At 60.1% G+C, this 15,384-nt stretch carries 14 protein-coding genes; 7 read left to right on the top strand and 7 right to left on the bottom strand.

Features of this window, described 5'->3' with window-relative positions:
* Positions 1–58: 58 nt before the first annotated feature.
* Positions 59–1,054: an enoyl-CoA hydratase/isomerase family protein gene (locus HEP82_RS11520; RefSeq protein WP_192458213.1), complete on the bottom strand. Its 996-nt coding sequence runs from the start codon at positions 1,052–1,054 to the stop codon at positions 59–61.
* Between the two features lie 867 nt (positions 1,055–1,921).
* Between HEP82_RS11520 and HEP82_RS11515 the strand changes: the two genes are divergently transcribed.
* From HEP82_RS11515 to HEP82_RS11485, 7 genes are all read left to right on the top strand, one after another.
* A complete protein-coding gene (locus HEP82_RS11515) occupies positions 1,922–2,770 on the top strand; it encodes a BKACE family enzyme (protein WP_192458212.1) in 849 nt (282 codons plus the stop codon).
* A 77-nt stretch (positions 2,771–2,847) separates the two neighbouring features.
* On the top strand, positions 2,848–4,017 hold the full coding sequence (locus HEP82_RS11510; RefSeq protein ID WP_192458211.1) for a thiolase family protein: 1,170 nt from the start codon (positions 2,848–2,850) through the stop codon (positions 4,015–4,017).
* A gap of 2 nt (positions 4,018–4,019) precedes the next feature.
* Positions 4,020–4,685: a CoA transferase subunit A gene (locus HEP82_RS11505; protein WP_012764993.1), complete on the top strand. Its 666-nt coding sequence runs from the start codon at positions 4,020–4,022 to the stop codon at positions 4,683–4,685.
* Positions 4,682–5,326, top strand: a complete 645-nt coding sequence (locus HEP82_RS11500) for a CoA-transferase (RefSeq protein ID WP_192458210.1) — start codon at positions 4,682–4,684, stop codon at positions 5,324–5,326. The genes HEP82_RS11505 and HEP82_RS11500 overlap by 4 nt, the downstream gene beginning before the upstream one ends.
* 179 nt (positions 5,327–5,505) lie before the next feature.
* Positions 5,506–6,825, top strand: a complete 1,320-nt coding sequence (locus HEP82_RS11495) for an MFS transporter (protein WP_192458209.1) — start codon at positions 5,506–5,508, stop codon at positions 6,823–6,825.
* 62 nt (positions 6,826–6,887) lie between these two features.
* The gene (locus HEP82_RS11490; RefSeq protein WP_192458208.1) at positions 6,888–7,862 is read left to right on the top strand and encodes a SphA family protein; all 975 of its coding nucleotides are present in this window, start codon (positions 6,888–6,890) and stop codon (positions 7,860–7,862) included.
* Between the two features lie 291 nt (positions 7,863–8,153).
* On the top strand, positions 8,154–9,332 hold the full coding sequence (locus tag HEP82_RS11485; RefSeq protein ID WP_192458207.1) for an acetyl-CoA C-acetyltransferase: 1,179 nt from the start codon (positions 8,154–8,156) through the stop codon (positions 9,330–9,332).
* Positions 9,333–9,359: 27 nt separating this feature from the next.
* Here HEP82_RS11485 and HEP82_RS11480 read toward each other — a convergent pair whose 3' ends face one another.
* Genes HEP82_RS11480 through ddpX form a run of 6 tightly spaced genes read right to left on the bottom strand, consistent with a single transcriptional unit; the run spans position 9,360 to position 15,382 of the window.
* Positions 9,360–10,304, bottom strand: coding sequence for an oligopeptide/dipeptide ABC transporter ATP-binding protein (locus tag HEP82_RS11480; protein ID WP_192458206.1), 945 nt, complete (start codon positions 10,302–10,304; stop codon positions 9,360–9,362).
* Complete coding sequence (locus HEP82_RS11475; protein ID WP_192458205.1) at positions 10,297–11,283, bottom strand: ABC transporter ATP-binding protein; 987 nt, start codon at positions 11,281–11,283, stop codon at positions 10,297–10,299. Before HEP82_RS11475 ends, HEP82_RS11480 begins: the two co-directional genes overlap by 8 nt.
* Positions 11,283–12,164 (bottom strand): D,D-dipeptide ABC transporter permease, encoded by an 882-nt coding sequence (gene ddpC / locus HEP82_RS11470; protein ID WP_192458204.1) that lies wholly within the window; start codon positions 12,162–12,164, stop codon positions 11,283–11,285. Before ddpC ends, HEP82_RS11475 begins: the two co-directional genes overlap by 1 nt.
* Positions 12,161–13,183, bottom strand: a complete 1,023-nt coding sequence (locus HEP82_RS11465; RefSeq protein WP_192458203.1) for an ABC transporter permease — start codon at positions 13,181–13,183, stop codon at positions 12,161–12,163. Before HEP82_RS11465 ends, ddpC begins: the two co-directional genes overlap by 4 nt.
* 53 nt (positions 13,184–13,236) lie before the next feature.
* Positions 13,237–14,799, bottom strand: a complete 1,563-nt coding sequence (locus HEP82_RS11460) for an ABC transporter substrate-binding protein (RefSeq protein ID WP_192458202.1) — start codon at positions 14,797–14,799, stop codon at positions 13,237–13,239.
* Positions 14,800–14,815: 16 nt separating this feature from the next.
* A complete protein-coding gene (ddpX, locus tag HEP82_RS11455; protein WP_192458201.1) occupies positions 14,816–15,382 on the bottom strand; it encodes a D-alanyl-D-alanine dipeptidase in 567 nt (188 codons plus the stop codon).
* Positions 15,383–15,384: the final 2 nt, after the last annotated feature.

Genomic DNA, 15,384 nt, shown 5'->3' with positions numbered 1-15,384 from the left:
CCAGCGCCGGGCTGTGCCGCGCAGCATGGCGGGCACAGCCGGTGGCGCTTAGGCGCTATTACTTGATTTCTTCTTCTTCCTGACCACCGCCGATTCTCGGGCGGATGACTTTGCCGCGTTTCTCGGCGGCGCGTACCAACTCAGCTTCTTCGTGCGCCCAGTTCCAGTAGTTGATTTCGTGCGGAGAATGTTCCGTCGCAGTGACGAACATTTCAGTGGCGAAGGCGTTACGCAGTTCGTTGGCGATATCTTCCTTCCAGGGTTTACGCAACTGCTGGGTGGTCATGCGGCGGGTGACGCGCGTCCCGGTCTTCATGATCAGCTCGGCGATTTCATGGGCGCGTTTATAGCAGGATTCGATATCCGGGCAGATTTCGTTGACCATACCGAGCGCCAGTGCTTTACGGGCGGTGATGATCTCGCCGGTCAGTTCGGCGTAGGCGTAACGTTTACGGCCCATCAGTTCCCGCCAGGCGATCTGGATGCCGTCGCCGGGCACCATGTTGACGCGATAGTGCATTTCAGTGGTCCAGGCGTCTTCGGTACACAGAGTAATATCGCTGAACAGCACCAGATCGGTATGGAATGCGGCGCCGTTCCAGACGCCGATGGTCGGCACTTCGACGTCGAACACCTGGCCTTCGATATCGTTGGTGCCGTCATAGTATTGATACTCATACATTTTCCAGGCTTCTTCCGGCGCGGAAGCAAATTCGGTAGCCGGTTGCCAGTTGCCTTTTTCATCAAGACGGCCGATGCCTTTCATAAAGTCCGGCCCGGTTCCCCCCAGGATGATGACCTCGTTGTCCGGATCCCTGCCGGCCCAGTCGAAGAAGTAGTGCAGACCCTGATGCGCCGGCGCCCCCCATTGCAGACTGTCGCCGTTGGTATGCAGGCGCGCTTCAAGGATGCCGTTTTCACGCTTCATGGTGAAACAGTGTTTGAGTCGTTCCGAATATTCTTCAAAAGGCATGTGGGGAATCGTTCCCAGTTCCTTGTGGGACATTTCTTTTCTTTTTCCGTGATCGGATTCGAAATTGGCTTTAATCACCATGATAGGCTCCTTTTAATGGAAATAGCGTGAAGGCCGAATATATCCTTCTTTTTTAGTACAGAATGCGTCACTGTAACGGTGTATTCTGCTTCAATGCCTGTATTCATTTTGAAGCGCAATAATGATGCGCTTTTATGGTTGAATACGCGGCGTAATAACCAGGATCCGACGATTTCGGATCGTTATGGAAATAACGGTTTAAAATATTGACCGATGCCATACTTTAATGTCGATTATTCCCGATGCGAAAAACCTATCATCACCAATAAAACATCAGAAATTCTTTTTATACTTTCGGTTATGTTTTTTTTGTATAACCCGATTTGACGCAGAAAAATAAAAAATCCCAGTTAATTACTTAACGAACTTGGTTATTTATAGTGTGTGATTATTTGTTAGTTATTTGATTTTGTTTGTTTTTTTAAAAAATCATAACCCAATTGACGTCGGTTATGTAGAAAAAACATAGCGGCGGGAATAAAAAGAATTTCTATGCCCCGCTGCGGGGTGATAGTTTCGGTGGGTAGTGGTTATTAAGTTAATATAAAGGTGAAGCCGTTTTTCATGGGCTGTAATTTCATTTCCTCCATATTGTGAGTTCTTTTTCAGCAATGTACTCGCTGGGGGAATACCGCCTGCTAAATATCGTGACTGTCGACTGAAATATCGATGGGGTGCTGTCAAAAATATACCGAATTGACCGAATTATATGTGGTCTGTACGAGGTGATGTGGCCGAAAGAATAAATACGTTTTCAGCATGAACGTGTTGCGGTGATTGTTCTTACGGACGGCGTGATAGCGCGACGAAGTAAAAAACGAAGTAAAAGACGAAGTAAAAACAGGTTTGAAAAATGGGAGCAGTATTATGAATACCGGAGATGACGTCATTATTTCCGCCGCCCTGACCGGGGCGGTAACGCCGAAAGATATCAACGAGCATATCCCGCTGACCCCGGAAGAAATCGCCGAGGATGCCTACCGTTGCTGGCTGGCGGGCGCGGCGGTGGTTCATCTGCATATGCGTGATGAGCAGGGGCTGGGCACGATGGATCGCGAGCGCTTCGCCGAAACCATCCGTCTACTGCGCCGCCATAAAGACTGCGATGTCATTATCAACTGTACGACGTCCGGCGACAGCCGGGCTAACGATAGCCAACGACAGGCCCATGTCGCCACGTTGGACGGCATCGAAATGGCATCGTGGGACGCCGGTTCCTTCAATTGGATGCCCGGCGGTGTGTTCGTCAACTCGCCGCAGTTTCTCGGCCAGCTGGGCGGGATCCTGACTGAGCGGGGCATCAAGCCGGAAGTGGAAATCTTCGACAGCGGCATGCTGGGCGTCGCCAACTATTTTGTCGAAACCGGTAAGCTGCGCGCGCCGCTTCACTATCAGTTCTGCCTCGGCGTCCCCGGCGGTATGCCCGCGTCGGTGGAGAACCTGCACTATCTGGCGACTCATATCCCTCCCGGCTCCACCTGGTCGGCTTTTGGCATCGGCAAACACCACCTTCCCATTCTGTTCACCGCGCTGGCGCTGGGCGGGCATGTGCGCGTAGGGCTGGAGGACAACGTTTATTTCAGCAAAGGCGAAAAGGCCACCAACGCGCAGTTGGTGACGCGCGCAGCGCAGGCCGTGCGGCTGTTCGGCAAGCGGGTGGCGACGCCGGACATCGCCAGAAAAATACTGGGCATTCCGCCGCTGATGGCCAACTGACGCACGGATCGTCGGCGTGCACCGGCGGCTGTCCGGCGCGCAGAACGGTGTTTCACACATTCCGAAAAGAAGGACTTATGAAAGAAGCAGTGATTGTAGCGGCGGCACGCACGCCGATTGGCCGCTGCCGGGGAAGGCTGGCCCCGGTGCCGGCACACCAGTTGGGGGCTTTGGCGGTCAGCGAAGCGGTACGTCGCGCCGGGATCGCGCCCGAACAGATTGACGATGTCATCTTCGCCAATCTCATGAATCACGAAATCAACAACATGGGACGCATGGTGGCGCTGGAGGCCGGGCTGCCGGTGACGGTGCCGGGCATCACGCTGGATCGCCAGTGTGCCGCCTCGCTCAATGCGCTGGCTTATGGCGCCATTCAGATCATGGCGGGGTTCGCCGATGTGATAGTCGCCGGCGGGGTGGAAAGCGACTCCCGGCGGACTTGGATGCTGGAGAAAACCGATACCGCCTATGCCGTTCAGCCGCCGCGCTTTGTGGATATCCACACCACGCCGGATCGGTTTGGTAATCCGCCGATGGGGATCACCGCGGAAAACGTGGCGGCGAAATACGGGTTTAGCCGTCGACAGCTGGATGAGTTTGCGCTGCGCAGCCATCAACGCGCCGCCGGTGCGTTGCAGGCAGGAAGGTTCGAGGAGCAGATCGTGCCGGTGATGCTGACCGACAAAAAAGGGCGGGAAAGCTGGGTACAGCAGGATGAAGCCATCCGGCCCGACTGCTCGCTGGACGGGCTGGCGGCGTTGCGGCCGAGTTTCCTGCCCGACGGCGTGGTGACGGCGGGCAACAGTTCGCCAATGAGCGACGGCGCCGGCGCGGTGGTGATGATGGAACGCGAGCTGGCGGAACGGAGCGGGCGCGAGATCCTGGCGGTATTCCGCGGTTATGCCGCCGCTGGCGTAGAACCCGGTTTGATGGGGCTGGGGCCGATCCCCGCGACGGCCAAACTGCTCAAACAGGCCGGTTTGAACGTCGGCGATATCGACCTGTGGGAACTGAACGAGGCGTTTGCCGCCCAGTCGCTGGCCTGTATCCGTGAAATCGGCATGGATCCGGATCGGGTCAACCCGAATGGGGGCGCCATCGCCATGGGACACCCGCTGGCGGGAACCGGCGCCATTCTGGCTACCAAGACCGTCTATGACATGCGCCGACGCAATCTGCATAACGCCGTGATCTCATTCTGCGTCGGCGGCGGGCAGGGCGTGGCCGTACTGCTGACGAGGGAATAAACATGACGGAAAAATTCGCGTTACCCGATGAAATCATCGCGCTGTTCAAGGACGGGCAGACGTTGATGTGCGGCGGTTTCGCCAATCATGGCGTGCCTAACCGGCTGATTGACTGCGTGATTGCGAGCGGAGCCCGGCATTTCACGCTGATTTCCAACGACAGCGGCGACGCTGATCTGACCATCGGCCGCCTTATTCACCTCGGGTTGGTGGATAAGCTGATCGCCTCCCATATCGGGCGCAACACCGAAACGGTCGCGTTGGTGGCGGCAGGCAAGCTGGCGCTGGAGCTGGTGCCGCAGGGCAGCCTGGCGGAGCGTATGCGTAGCGGCGGTTCCGGTTTGGGCGGCGTGCTGACCAAAACCGGGCTCGGCACCGTGGCGGAGCAAGGCAAGCAGCGGATTGATATTGATGGCGAAACCTGGCTGCTGGAAACGGCGCTGCGGGCGGATATCGGGCTGGTGCGTGCCCGCAGCGCCGACCCGTTAGGCAACCTGACCTACCGCGGCACGATGCGTAATTTCAATCCGCTGGTGGCCAAGGCTTGCGCCATGACGCTGGTGGATGCGGACATGCTGGTGGATCTGGACGAACTCGGTGTCGATGACATCGCCACGCCCGGCGTGTACGTGGACAAGATTTTGACGATGGAGGGACAACGGCCATGAACCCACGTAACCGTATTGCCCGCCGCGCGGCGGAATACTTCTCGGCGGGGGATGTCGTCAATCTGGGCATCGGCATCCCCAGCCTGTGCAGCGACTATGCCGAACCCGGCGTGATGTTCCATACCGAAAACGGATTAGTCGGCATGGGGCCGCTGGCGTCCGGCATACAGGCGGTGGAAGGGTTTTCCAACGCGACGGCCATGCGCTTTGTGCCGGTGCCGGGGGCCAGCGCATTCGACAGCGCCGAATCCTTCGCGCTGGTGCGTTCCGGCAAGCTGGCGGCGTCGGTGCTGGGCGGGTTGCAGGTATCGGCAACCGGCGATCTGGCCAACTGGGCGCAGCCCGGCCGGGTGTTCGGCATGGGCGGAGCGATGGATCTGGTTAACGGCGCGCGCAAGGTCATCATCACCATGGAGCTCTGCACCCGCGACGGCCAGCCGAAAATCGTCAATACCTGCAGCTATCCGCTGACCGGGCAGCGTTGTGTCGACCACATCGTGACGGAACAGTGCGTCATCGATGTCACGCGCGACGGCCTGATGTTGGTGGAACTGCTGGAGGAGCTGACGCCTGACGACATTCAGCGCCAGGTGGAGCCGCGCTTGCTGATTTCCAGCCGGTTGAAAACCCTACAGCCTTGATACGCACCCGGCGGCGTGCGCGGGTTCGGCCCACCCGCCGCCGGGAGACAAGCAAGCAATCACTTACATATATGCCGCGGCGGCCGTTGCGTCGCGCGCATGACGGGAACCGGGCGGCGGCCTCGCCGACCCGCTGATATCACCGCATGACGGCGCCAGCGCCGTGGGAGCATCTCCTTATGACCGGGCAAAATAACAATATGGCGTTAACCAAAAATACCGACGGCGCCGCCTATGACGCTACCGCCTCTACCCGCGTCGACCACGGGTTCGGCGCCCGCGGTTGGACCCTTATCGTCTTTCAGGCCGTGATGTTCTGGCTGGCCGCGGGAGCGGTGACACACGGCTTGAATGTGGTGCTGCCTGCGTTGTCGAGCACCTACCATCTGGAATACAGCGCGCTGCTGGCGCTGGCGACGCCGGCGTCCTGGGCGTCGATCCCGGCAGGCCCGATCTGCGCTTGGTTGTGCGAAAAGAAAGGCGCCAGATTTAACATTGTGTTCTGCCTGCTGGCCTGCGGGGTGTGTTTTGGCCTGCTGGGGTATTGCGGCTCGCTGGTCGGCTTTACGCTGTTGTTCGCCGGTGTTTGCTTTTTCGGCACCGGGTTCGCCTATGTCGGCGGCACGGCGGTGATGACCAGCTGGTTTGTACGCAAAGCCGGGCTGGCGTTGGGCTGGTGCACGGTGGGGCAGACTATGTCCAGCGCGTTCTTCGTTCCGACGCTGGCGGGGTTGTTTGCGTTGCTGGGCATCCGGCACGGTTTTTGGGGCATCGCCATCGCCATGTTCGTGATGGCGATGCTGGTATTGCTGTGTGTGGCCAACAAGCCGGAGGACGTCGGCCTGGCGCCGGATAACGAACCGCTGTCCAACGCTGAGCTGGCGGCGCGGGCGCAACAGCACGACAGCTATGTGTGTCCGCTTAGCGTCCGGCAACTGCTGGGGATGCGGGATGTCTGGTTCATGGGGATTGCGACCGGCGCCATCTACATCATGCTGGTCGGGGTGGTCAGCCAGATTGTGCCGCGGCTGATGGAGATGGGCTATGAACTGAATACCGCCATTTTGTATATGACCGCTTCGGCGCTGTTCGGCACGTTTGGCGCCTACGGTTGGGGCTGGCTCAATCATCGCCTCGGCGTGAAACGGGCGCTGCTGGTGTATACCCTCTGGTGGATGGCGGCGGTGCTGATCAATCTGTTCGCGCATCAGCCGCTGATGCTGTGGCTGTCTCTGCTGATGATCGGCTTCAGTCTGCCGGGCGCCACCAACCTGAGCACTGCGCTTATCGCCACCAAATTTCCTCGCCGCCTCTATGTGCGGGCTATCGGTATCGTTCACCCCATTCAGTCCATCGTGCGCTGTTTTGCCTTCTCCATTCTGGCGTTCGGCCTGGCGTATCTGGGTGGGTATACCGGCGCCTATCTGCTACTGGTGGGGGTCGGTGCGGTGGCGTTGTTGTTGATCTGGCTTATCGATGTGACGCCGGTCAGCGAGTGAACAGGTCGATACCGGATGCGTTGTCGTTCCGGATAATGCAGGTTTTCAGGGGAGAAACATCCATGCAGTTGAATAACTCAGTAGTCGGGTGTGGCGGATTCATGGCACTGACGCTTGGCATGCTGGCGGGCACCGCCGGCGCCGCCGAAGGCATTAGCCCGTTGCAGCCCGGCGCAACCACCGGCACCGCCGCCGGTGCCTTGCCGCCTCCCGGCGTGTATCTGATGGCGGATATCGCCGATGAGCGCGGCTGGGTGAAGAACGGTCGCGGCGATACCGCTGTGACGCCCGGCGGACAGCGCATCAAGGCGGCGAATGTCAGCGCCGTAATGGCACTGAGTTGGGTGACGGATTGGCAGGTGTTGGGGGCGCGTTATGCTATGGCTGTGGCTCAGCCGTACAAATGGGCACGGACGAAAACCTATAGCGCCGACGGCGACGCCAGTATCAGGAGTAACGGCCTGGTGAATACCGCAATTACGCCTGTCATTCTGTCGTGGTCGCTGGGCGGGGGGTATTTTCTGGGCACCGGGCTGACGCTGTATGCCGATAACGGTATGTTTCGTTATACCTACGATGCATCCGCCGGCCGTAATGTTAAATCTGCTACCACCATCGGTAATGATTATTGGACGATAGAGCCAAATGTCGCGCTAACGTATTTATCCAACGGTTGGAGTGTCACATTTAATAATATTCTGGATGTGAATACGGAAAATAAAACCACCCATTACCAATCAGGCATGACTTATTATTTGGATATGACTGTGGCGAAGAAAATAAATAATTTCACCGTCGGCGTGGTGGGTAATTATACCCATCAGATTACCGATGATGAAATTAATGGCCGAACGGTGGATGCGGTGGAGGGGCTTTACGGGCGAGGCAATCGCGCCGAGCATGTGTTGGCCGGGCCGCTGCTGGCCTATGACTTCGGCTCGTTCGCGCTCAGCGCCAGAGTGCTGCGTTCGCTGCGCGCTAAAAATGACGCCGATGTGTCCTTTATTCATGTCGGGTTCAGTATGCCTATTAAATAATAAGAAACGCATAGGCCAACACGTTATGCGTTACAGCATGATGATGTTTATAAATACGATAACAAAATAGATAAATACATCCGGCATATTTCAAATTCCCGGTAGTTGACTGTGGGAGGTTATGCCTATCGCGTGATGCTCTCATTCCTGCAATGTGCATGATGAGCGGATAGTTTTTCTATTTTAATTGCCGTCTTTGTTGGACGGAAACAGCAAACCAGAAATAGGCATTCCGACGTGGTTAATTCCGCCGGAACAGGCGTGTTTTATTGTTAATTCGAGAGGCGATGTATGACATCAATCGTTATTGTCAGCGCGGTACGCACGGCTATCGGTAAATTCGGCGGCAGTCTAAGCGCATTGGCCGCACCGAAACTCGGGGCGCTGGTTATGGAAGAATCGTTGGCGCGGGCCGGCGTTGACGCCGACGTGGTTGACGAGGTGGTGTTCGGTAATGTGTTGCAGGCGGGGCTCGGTCAGAATCCGGCCCGTCAGGCGATGCTGTTGGCCGGTTTGCCGGATACCACGCCGGCGAGCAGCCTCAACATCGTGTGCGGGTCTGGGCTGAAGAGCGTGATCGCGGCGGCGCAGACAATCGCGGCCGGGGACGCTGAAACCGTACTGGCCGGGGGGATGGAAAATATGTCGGCGGCGCCGTATCTGCTCGATAAGGCGCGCTGGGGGCTGCGGATGGGCGATCAGCGTATTACCGACAGCATGGTGAATGACGGCCTGTTTTGCGCCATCAACCGTTATCACATGGGGATGACTGCGGAAAATGTCGCCCGGGGCTGCGGCGTCAGCCGACAGGATCAGGACGAGATCGCGTTGTTGTCGCAACGCCGTGCTGCCGAAGCACAAGCGCAGGGCGCGTTTCAACGCGAGATTCTGCCGGTGATGCTGCGGAGTAAGAACGGCGACCGGCAGTTTGACGCCGACGAACACCTGCGTCCGGATGTGACGCTGGAAGGGTTGGCGAAGCTGAAACCGGCGTTTGATGCGGTGGGGTCGGTAACGGCGGGTAATGCGTCCGGTATCAATGACGGTGCGGCGGCCCTGCTGGTGATGAGCGAAACGCGAGCGCGCAGCCTGGGCGTTCAGCCGCTGGCGCGGATTCGGGGCTACGCCACCTGCGGCGTCGATCCCGCCATGATGGGGGTTGGGCCGGTTCCGGCGACCCGGCGCGCACTGCACGCCGCCGGGCTGACGGTGGCGGATCTCGATCTGATCGAAGCCAACGAGGCGTTTGCCGCGCAGTACATCGCCGTCGCCCGGGAACTGCGGCTGGATATGGAGAAAACCAATGTGAACGGCGGAGCGATTGCGCTGGGCCATCCCATCGGCGCATCCGGTGCGCGCATTCTGGTGACGTTGCTGCATGCGCTGGCGGCGCGGGACAAAACGCTCGGCCTGGCAACGCTGTGTGTCGGCGGTGGCCAGGGGGTGGCGCTGGTGGTCGAGCGGATGTGACCGGCGTTGCGGCTACCGCGTCTTCCGTTAGTCGTTCGGCGCGTCGTACCGGCAGCGCAGCGCTCTACTGCTGGCGAGTGTTCGCAGCGGCTGCGCCTGTTCACAGCCCACGGTGGCGTGCGGACAACGGTCGCGAAAGTAGCAACCCTGCGGCAGCTGCCGGTTGCCGGGGAGTTCGGTATTGGCGGGAGCCCCTTCCAGTTCCCGGCCGATACGGGGCACCGAATCCAACAACAGTTGGGTATAGGGATGCGCCGGCGCGCCGAGCACCTGCTGCGCGTCGCCCAGCTCGACAATCTGCCCTAGGTACATCACCGCCACCCGATCGCTCAGATGGCGCACCACCGAGACGTTGTGGGAAATCAGCACGTAGGTGAGCTGATGCTGACGCTGCAATTCCACCAGCAGGTTGAGGATTTGCGCCTGTACCGAAATATCCAGCGCCGAGGTCGGCTCATCCAGCACGATGATATCCGGTTGCGCCGACAACGCGCGGGCGATGGCGATACGCTGACGCTGGCCGCCGGAGAAGGCGTGCGGCAGGCGGTCGAGATATTCCGGCCGAATGCCGACCTGCAACGCCAGTTGCTCCGCCAGCGCGCGACGCTCCCGTTCGCTGGGGTGGGACTGGATCCACACCGGTTCGGTGATGATGCGCCAGACCGGCAGCCGTGGATCCAGCGATGACAGCGGATCCTGAAACACCATTTGCATACCGCGCCCCAACCAGGATGTCGGCGTGCGCGCCAGATGGCATTCGCCTTGCGAAGGCGACAACATGCCCATCAATAGCTGGGCCAGGGTACTTTTACCGCAGCCCGATTCACCAACGATACCCAGTGTTTCGCCACGGTACAGTTGCAGGTCGATACCGTTCAGCGCGTGCACCTGCTCGGTGATCTGGCCTCGCCAGTTAGCGCGCGTCGGGAAGCGAACGTGTACCGCGTTCATTTCCAGCAGGATGTCAGACATGGGATTCCTCCGCTTGTGGGTGCCAGCAGGCGATCTGTTGCGCCGGGTCGCGCCACGGCTGGAGCGGCGGCGTCTGGTGGCAGCGCTCCGATGCGGCGAAGCAGCGTTCCCGGAACGCGCAGCCGGACGGCGGTTGACTCAGGTTCGGCACGGTGCCGGGGATGGCAGGCAGTACGGCGCGGGGTTCGCTTTCATCCGGCGCGCAGCGCAACAGGCCCAGTGAGTAAGGGTGTTTCGGCTGGTGGATAACCGCCGCGGCCGGGCCGCTTTCAATCACCGAGCCGGCGTACATGACGTACAACCGATCGCACAGCTGTGAGACCACCGCCATATCGTGGCTGATGAACAGGACTGCGGTGCCGCTGGCCCGTGCTTTTTGCCGTAATAGCCGTAGTACCTGGCGTTGGACGGTGACGTCCAACGCGGTGGTGGGTTCGTCGGCGATAATCAGTTCCGGCTCGCAGGAGAACGCCAGCGCGATCATGATGCGCTGGCGCATACCGCCGGACAGTTCGAACGGGTAGCGCTCCAGCACCCGCGGCGGATCGGCGATTTGCATGTCGTCGAGCAGCGTCAACGCTTTGGCTTTGGCCTGCGCATGTGACAGCGGCTGGTGCTGGCGGATGACGTCGATAAGTTGTTTACCGATGCGGCGAGTGGGATTGAGCGCAGTCATCGGCTCCTGAAAAATCATCGCCACCCGTGCGCCGCGTAACCGGCGCATTCGGGCTTCGTCAACGGCCAGCACATCCTCGCCCAACAGGCGCACGCTGCCGTTGTGGATCCGGTAGCTATCCGGTGGCAGCAGGCGCATGGCCAACATCGCCGTGACCGATTTGCCGGAGCCGGATTCGCCCACCACGCCGACGATCTCGCCGCGATCGACGTGCAGCGATACCCGGTTCAGCGCGTGCACTTCGCCGCCGAACCCCGGAAAGCCAAGGTGGAGATTGTCTATCGTGAGTACCCGCTGTTCCATTACTGGCGTCCTCCGCTTTTTGGGTCCAGCAGATCGCGGATGCCGTCGCCGAACAGGTTGAATCCCACTGCGGTAATCAAGATTGCCGCGCCGGGGAAGGCGCAATACCACCATTGATCCAGCACGTAATTGCGGCCGTTGGCCACCATGGCGCCCCACTCGGCGGTGGGTTGCTGCGCGCCCAACCCGATGAAGCCTAGCGTGGCGGCCATTAGAATGGCGCTGCCGATATCCAGCGATGCCTGCACCACCAGCGGCGGTAATACATTGCGCAGAATGTGCCAGTCGATCAGGTGCCAGCGCGAGGCGCCGAAGGTGCGCGCCGCTTCCACATAGGTATGCTGGCGCACCACCAGCGTCTGACCACGCGCGAGCCGAACATAGAACGGGATCCGCACGATGGCGATCGCCAGCATGGCGTTGAACAGGCTAGGGCCGAGCGCCGCCGCCAGCGCCATGGTCAGCACCAGCGACGGGATGGAGAGCATGATGTCCATCAGCCGCATGATCAGCGCGTCGGCACGGCCGCTCAGCACGCCGGACAGGCACCCCAACAGCGAACCACTGATGCCCGCCAACGCCACCACCGCCAGCCCGGCGGCCACCGACTGCTGGCTGCCCGCCAGCACCCGGCTGAACAGATCGCGCCCGACTTCATCGGTGCCGAACCAGTGCGCGGCGGAAGGCGGCTGTAGCCGCATGGCCAGATTGATGGCGTTGGGATCCTGCGGCGTCAACCACGGGGAAAACAGCATCATCAGCAGCATCAACAGCATGATAGCGCCGCCGATCAGCGTCAGCGGGCTCTGTTTCAGCAGCCATCGCCGTCGGGCCCACGGCGAGGGGCGGCGCACCGCCACGGTTTCCTGCATCGTCGTCATCGTTTACCTCCCCGAGCGATCCGCGGGTCAATCCACAGGTACAGCACGTCCACCAGCAGGTTCACTACCACGTAGGCGAACGACACCACCACCGCAAAACCCATCACCGCCGGGAAATCCAGCGCCTGAATGGAAGACACCACGTAGGCGCCCATGCCGGGCCAGGCGAACACGGTTTCCGTCAGCACCGCGCCGTACAGCAGATCGCCCAGCGCCAGCCCAAGCACCGTGACCGACGGGATCAGCGCGTTGGGCAAGGCGTATTGGAGGATGACTCGATACCCCGGTAGACCGTTGGCGCGGGCGGTGCGAATGTAATCTTCGCCGAGCTGCTCCAGCATGGCGGAGCGGATTTGGCGCGCGACGATGCCGAGATGGACGAACGCCAGCGTCAGCGATGGCAGCACCAGGTGCTGCACCGCGTTGATAAAGGCGTCGAGATCGCCCGCCAGCAGAGCGTCGATCAGGTAAAAACCGGTGACGTGGGCGGGGGGATCCAGCCAGTCATCCAGCCGGCCGCTGCCCGGCAGCAGGCCGAGGTGGCCGTAGAACAGCACGATAACGCCGAGCCCCAGCCAAAACGCCGGGGTGGAGATACCGGTCAGCGCCAGCAGCCGTACCAGATGATCCAGCCCGCGGTTGCGATACACCGCCGACAGTACGCCGAGCGGCACGCCCAGCAGCAGCGCCAGACAGAGCGCGCAGAACGCCAGCTCCAGCGTGGCGGGAAAGAAGGTTTTCAGATCGTTCAGCACCGGCCGGCCGGTACGGATCGAGGTGCCAAGATCGCCGTGCAGCAGGGCGGCGACGTAGCGGTAAAATTGCTGCCAGAGCGGCAGATCAAGGCCGAGCTGCCGGCGCATGTGCTGGACAATCTCGTCGCTGGCGCGATCGCCCGCCAGCAGGCGCGCCGGATCGCCCGGTATCAGGTGCGAAATAATAAAGGTGATGACGCAGACGCCGGCCACCACCAGCACCAATCCCCAGCAACGTTGTCGAATCAGGCTCCAGAACGTCATGGCTTTCTCCGGCAGGGCCCGCAGGCCCTGCGCTGTCGGTCAGGCAAGTGGGATTACTTGCTCATGGTGGCAATATTGAAGATTTGCTCCAGCATCGGGTTGAACACAAACCCTTTCACCTCTTTGTTCATGGCGACCTGATAGTTCTTCTGGAACAGATAAACGTAGGCCGCCTGGTCGATCACGATGTTCTGCGCCGCCTGGTAGTCTTTGGTGCGTGTGGCCTGATCGGTGCTGGCAACGGCTTTCTTCAGCAACTCGTCAACCTGCGGATTGCTGTAGAACGAACGGTTGCCCGGCAGCCCTTTTTTGCCCGACTCGAACCAGTAGTTCATGAACATGTAGGGATCGGCGAAATCCGGGCTCCAGTTGCCGATGGCGATATCGTAATCGCCTTTGCCGACCCGGTCGCGCAAGGTGGCGTTGGCCAGTTTTTCCAGTTTCACGTCGATGCCGAGGGATTTCAGGCTGGCCTGCGTCGACAAGGCGATCGGCTCCCAGTTGGGGTCGTTGTCGGAATAGAGGAAACTGAGGGTTTTCGGCTTGTCCGCCACCTGGTCCCAGGCGGCTTTGGCCTTGGCGCCGTCCTGCTGGTATTGCAGTGCCGTGGCGTCATAACCCCACATGCCTTCCGGGATCGGCCCGCGCATTTGCTTGCCGTTGCCGCTCAGGATGCCTTTTACCATGCCTTGGTAGTCGGTGGACCAGGAGATGGCGCGGCGCAGATCCACCTGATTCAGCGGTGCCTTGCTGTTGTTGAGGTACAGATAGGTGACGCGCAGGGCCGGGTATTCCTGCACCGCCACTTTTCCTTCCTGTTTCAGCGCGCTTATTTGGTCTACCGGCAGTGAATCGGCGATATCCAGATCGCCTTTAGACAGTTGCAGTCGGCGGGTGGCGCTTTCACCGATAATTTTCACCGTGACGCGCTTGAAGGCGGGTTTCGGGCCGGTGTAGTACGGGTTGGGCTCCAGCACTAACTGCTGGCCTTTCTGCCAGCGCGTCAACCGGTAAGCGCCGGAACCGGCGGAGTGCTCGGCCAGAAAGCCACGGGCATCGTCGTCGGCGTGTGCGTTTAGCACCGTCGGGTTGAGGATGGCGGCGCCGTCGTTGGCCAGCGTATAGAGGAACGGCGCAAACGGCGTGCTGAGGGTGAAGCGCACGGTGTTGGCGTCTATCGCGTCGACTTTCAGGTCGGCCGGGAAGGCTTCCGCCGGCCCTTGTTTGATGCGCAACAGGCGTTCAAAAGAGCGTTTTACCGCGTTGGCGTCCAATGGTGTGCCGTCATCGAATTTGGCGTCCTTGCGCAGTGTGAACGTCCAGACTTTGCCGTCGTCGCTCGCCTGCCAGCGTTGTGCCAGCTCGCCTTCCACTTCGGTCGACCCCTTGCCGTTGACGGTTTTGTACTGCACCAACCGTTGGTAGAGCGGGTAAGTCACCGTCCAGTCGTTGTTGTCGATGGTCACGGCCGGGTCGAGCGTTTGCGGGTCGGCCGCTTTGCCGATCACCAGCATGTCTTTGGGGATCGCCGCCAGCGCCGGGGTGATGCTCAGGGCCAGCGCCGAGGCCAATAGCGCCGGGCGCAACAATGAAAAAGCGGTGTGTGTCGTTTTCATAGTGATACTCCGTGAGTCAGGGGGTGGGAGAGAGACAGCTAAAACAATCGGTCAGCAGTGGGTAGCGGGCGGCGTTCGGCAACTCGAAGTGCCACCACTCGCTGGCGATACCGACAAAACCGCCGCCAAACATGATGGCGTTGAGCAACAGCCGGTTACGGTGGGCCGCAGTGGCAACCGCCGGGTGATAGGGGTGTGAGCGATCGTCCATTTCATCAAAACCGGTGCCCATGTCGAGAACGTCGCCGTGCTGATTCATCAGGGTGACGTCGATGGCGGTGCCGCGGCTATGGTTGGAGCCTTGCGTCACCGGCACAACGTAGTCGGCGTTGGGGCAGGCTTGCCACAGATATTCCTGCGCTTGCTGCGGCCGGTAGGCGTCGTAGACCACCAGCGTAAAGCCGGCTAATTGGGCGATGTGGATGCTTTTGGCTAACGGCGATACCGCATCCGAGTGCAGTAGGCAGTACGGCTGGCTGTAGATGGGGCGGCCGGTGATGTTGTCGGCGCCGGCGTATTTCAAATCGATATGTAACTGAGGGAATGCGGCGGCGATGTCCACCAGTACCTGTTCCTGATTCATGG

The organism is Musicola keenii, from assembly GCF_014855505.1.
Classification (GTDB): Bacteria; Pseudomonadota; Gammaproteobacteria; order Enterobacterales; family Enterobacteriaceae; genus Musicola; species Musicola paradisiaca.
The sequence above is the reverse complement of the archived record's forward strand: the minus strand, read 5'-3'. Positions and strand labels throughout refer to the sequence as shown.

What these genes read in the sequence shown, in the direction of transcription:
- HEP82_RS11520 (WP_192458213.1), bottom strand. Translation starts at nt 1,054, where the DNA reads ATGGTGATTAAAGCCAATTTCGAATCCGATCACGGAAAAAGAAAAGAA.
- HEP82_RS11515 (WP_192458212.1), top strand. Translation starts at nt 1,922, where the DNA reads ATGAATACCGGAGATGACGTCATTATTTCCGCCGCCCTGACCGGGGCG.
- HEP82_RS11510 (WP_192458211.1), top strand. Translation starts at nt 2,848, where the DNA reads ATGAAAGAAGCAGTGATTGTAGCGGCGGCACGCACGCCGATTGGCCGC.
- HEP82_RS11505 (WP_012764993.1), top strand. Translation starts at nt 4,020, where the DNA reads ATGACGGAAAAATTCGCGTTACCCGATGAAATCATCGCGCTGTTCAAG.
- HEP82_RS11500 (WP_192458210.1), top strand. Translation starts at nt 4,682, where the DNA reads ATGAACCCACGTAACCGTATTGCCCGCCGCGCGGCGGAATACTTCTCG.
- HEP82_RS11495 (WP_192458209.1), top strand. Translation starts at nt 5,506, where the DNA reads ATGACCGGGCAAAATAACAATATGGCGTTAACCAAAAATACCGACGGC.
- HEP82_RS11490 (WP_192458208.1), top strand. Translation starts at nt 6,888, where the DNA reads ATGCAGTTGAATAACTCAGTAGTCGGGTGTGGCGGATTCATGGCACTG.
- HEP82_RS11485 (WP_192458207.1), top strand. Translation starts at nt 8,154, where the DNA reads ATGACATCAATCGTTATTGTCAGCGCGGTACGCACGGCTATCGGTAAA.
- HEP82_RS11480 (WP_192458206.1), bottom strand. Translation starts at nt 10,304, where the DNA reads ATGTCTGACATCCTGCTGGAAATGAACGCGGTACACGTTCGCTTCCCG.
- HEP82_RS11475 (WP_192458205.1), bottom strand. Translation starts at nt 11,283, where the DNA reads ATGGAACAGCGGGTACTCACGATAGACAATCTCCACCTTGGCTTTCCG.
- ddpC (WP_192458204.1), bottom strand. Translation starts at nt 12,164, where the DNA reads ATGACGACGATGCAGGAAACCGTGGCGGTGCGCCGCCCCTCGCCGTGG.
- HEP82_RS11465 (WP_192458203.1), bottom strand. Translation starts at nt 13,183, where the DNA reads ATGACGTTCTGGAGCCTGATTCGACAACGTTGCTGGGGATTGGTGCTG.
- HEP82_RS11460 (WP_192458202.1), bottom strand. Translation starts at nt 14,799, where the DNA reads ATGAAAACGACACACACCGCTTTTTCATTGTTGCGCCCGGCGCTATTG.
- ddpX (WP_192458201.1), bottom strand. Translation starts at nt 15,382, where the DNA reads ATGAATCAGGAACAGGTACTGGTGGACATCGCCGCCGCATTCCCTCAG.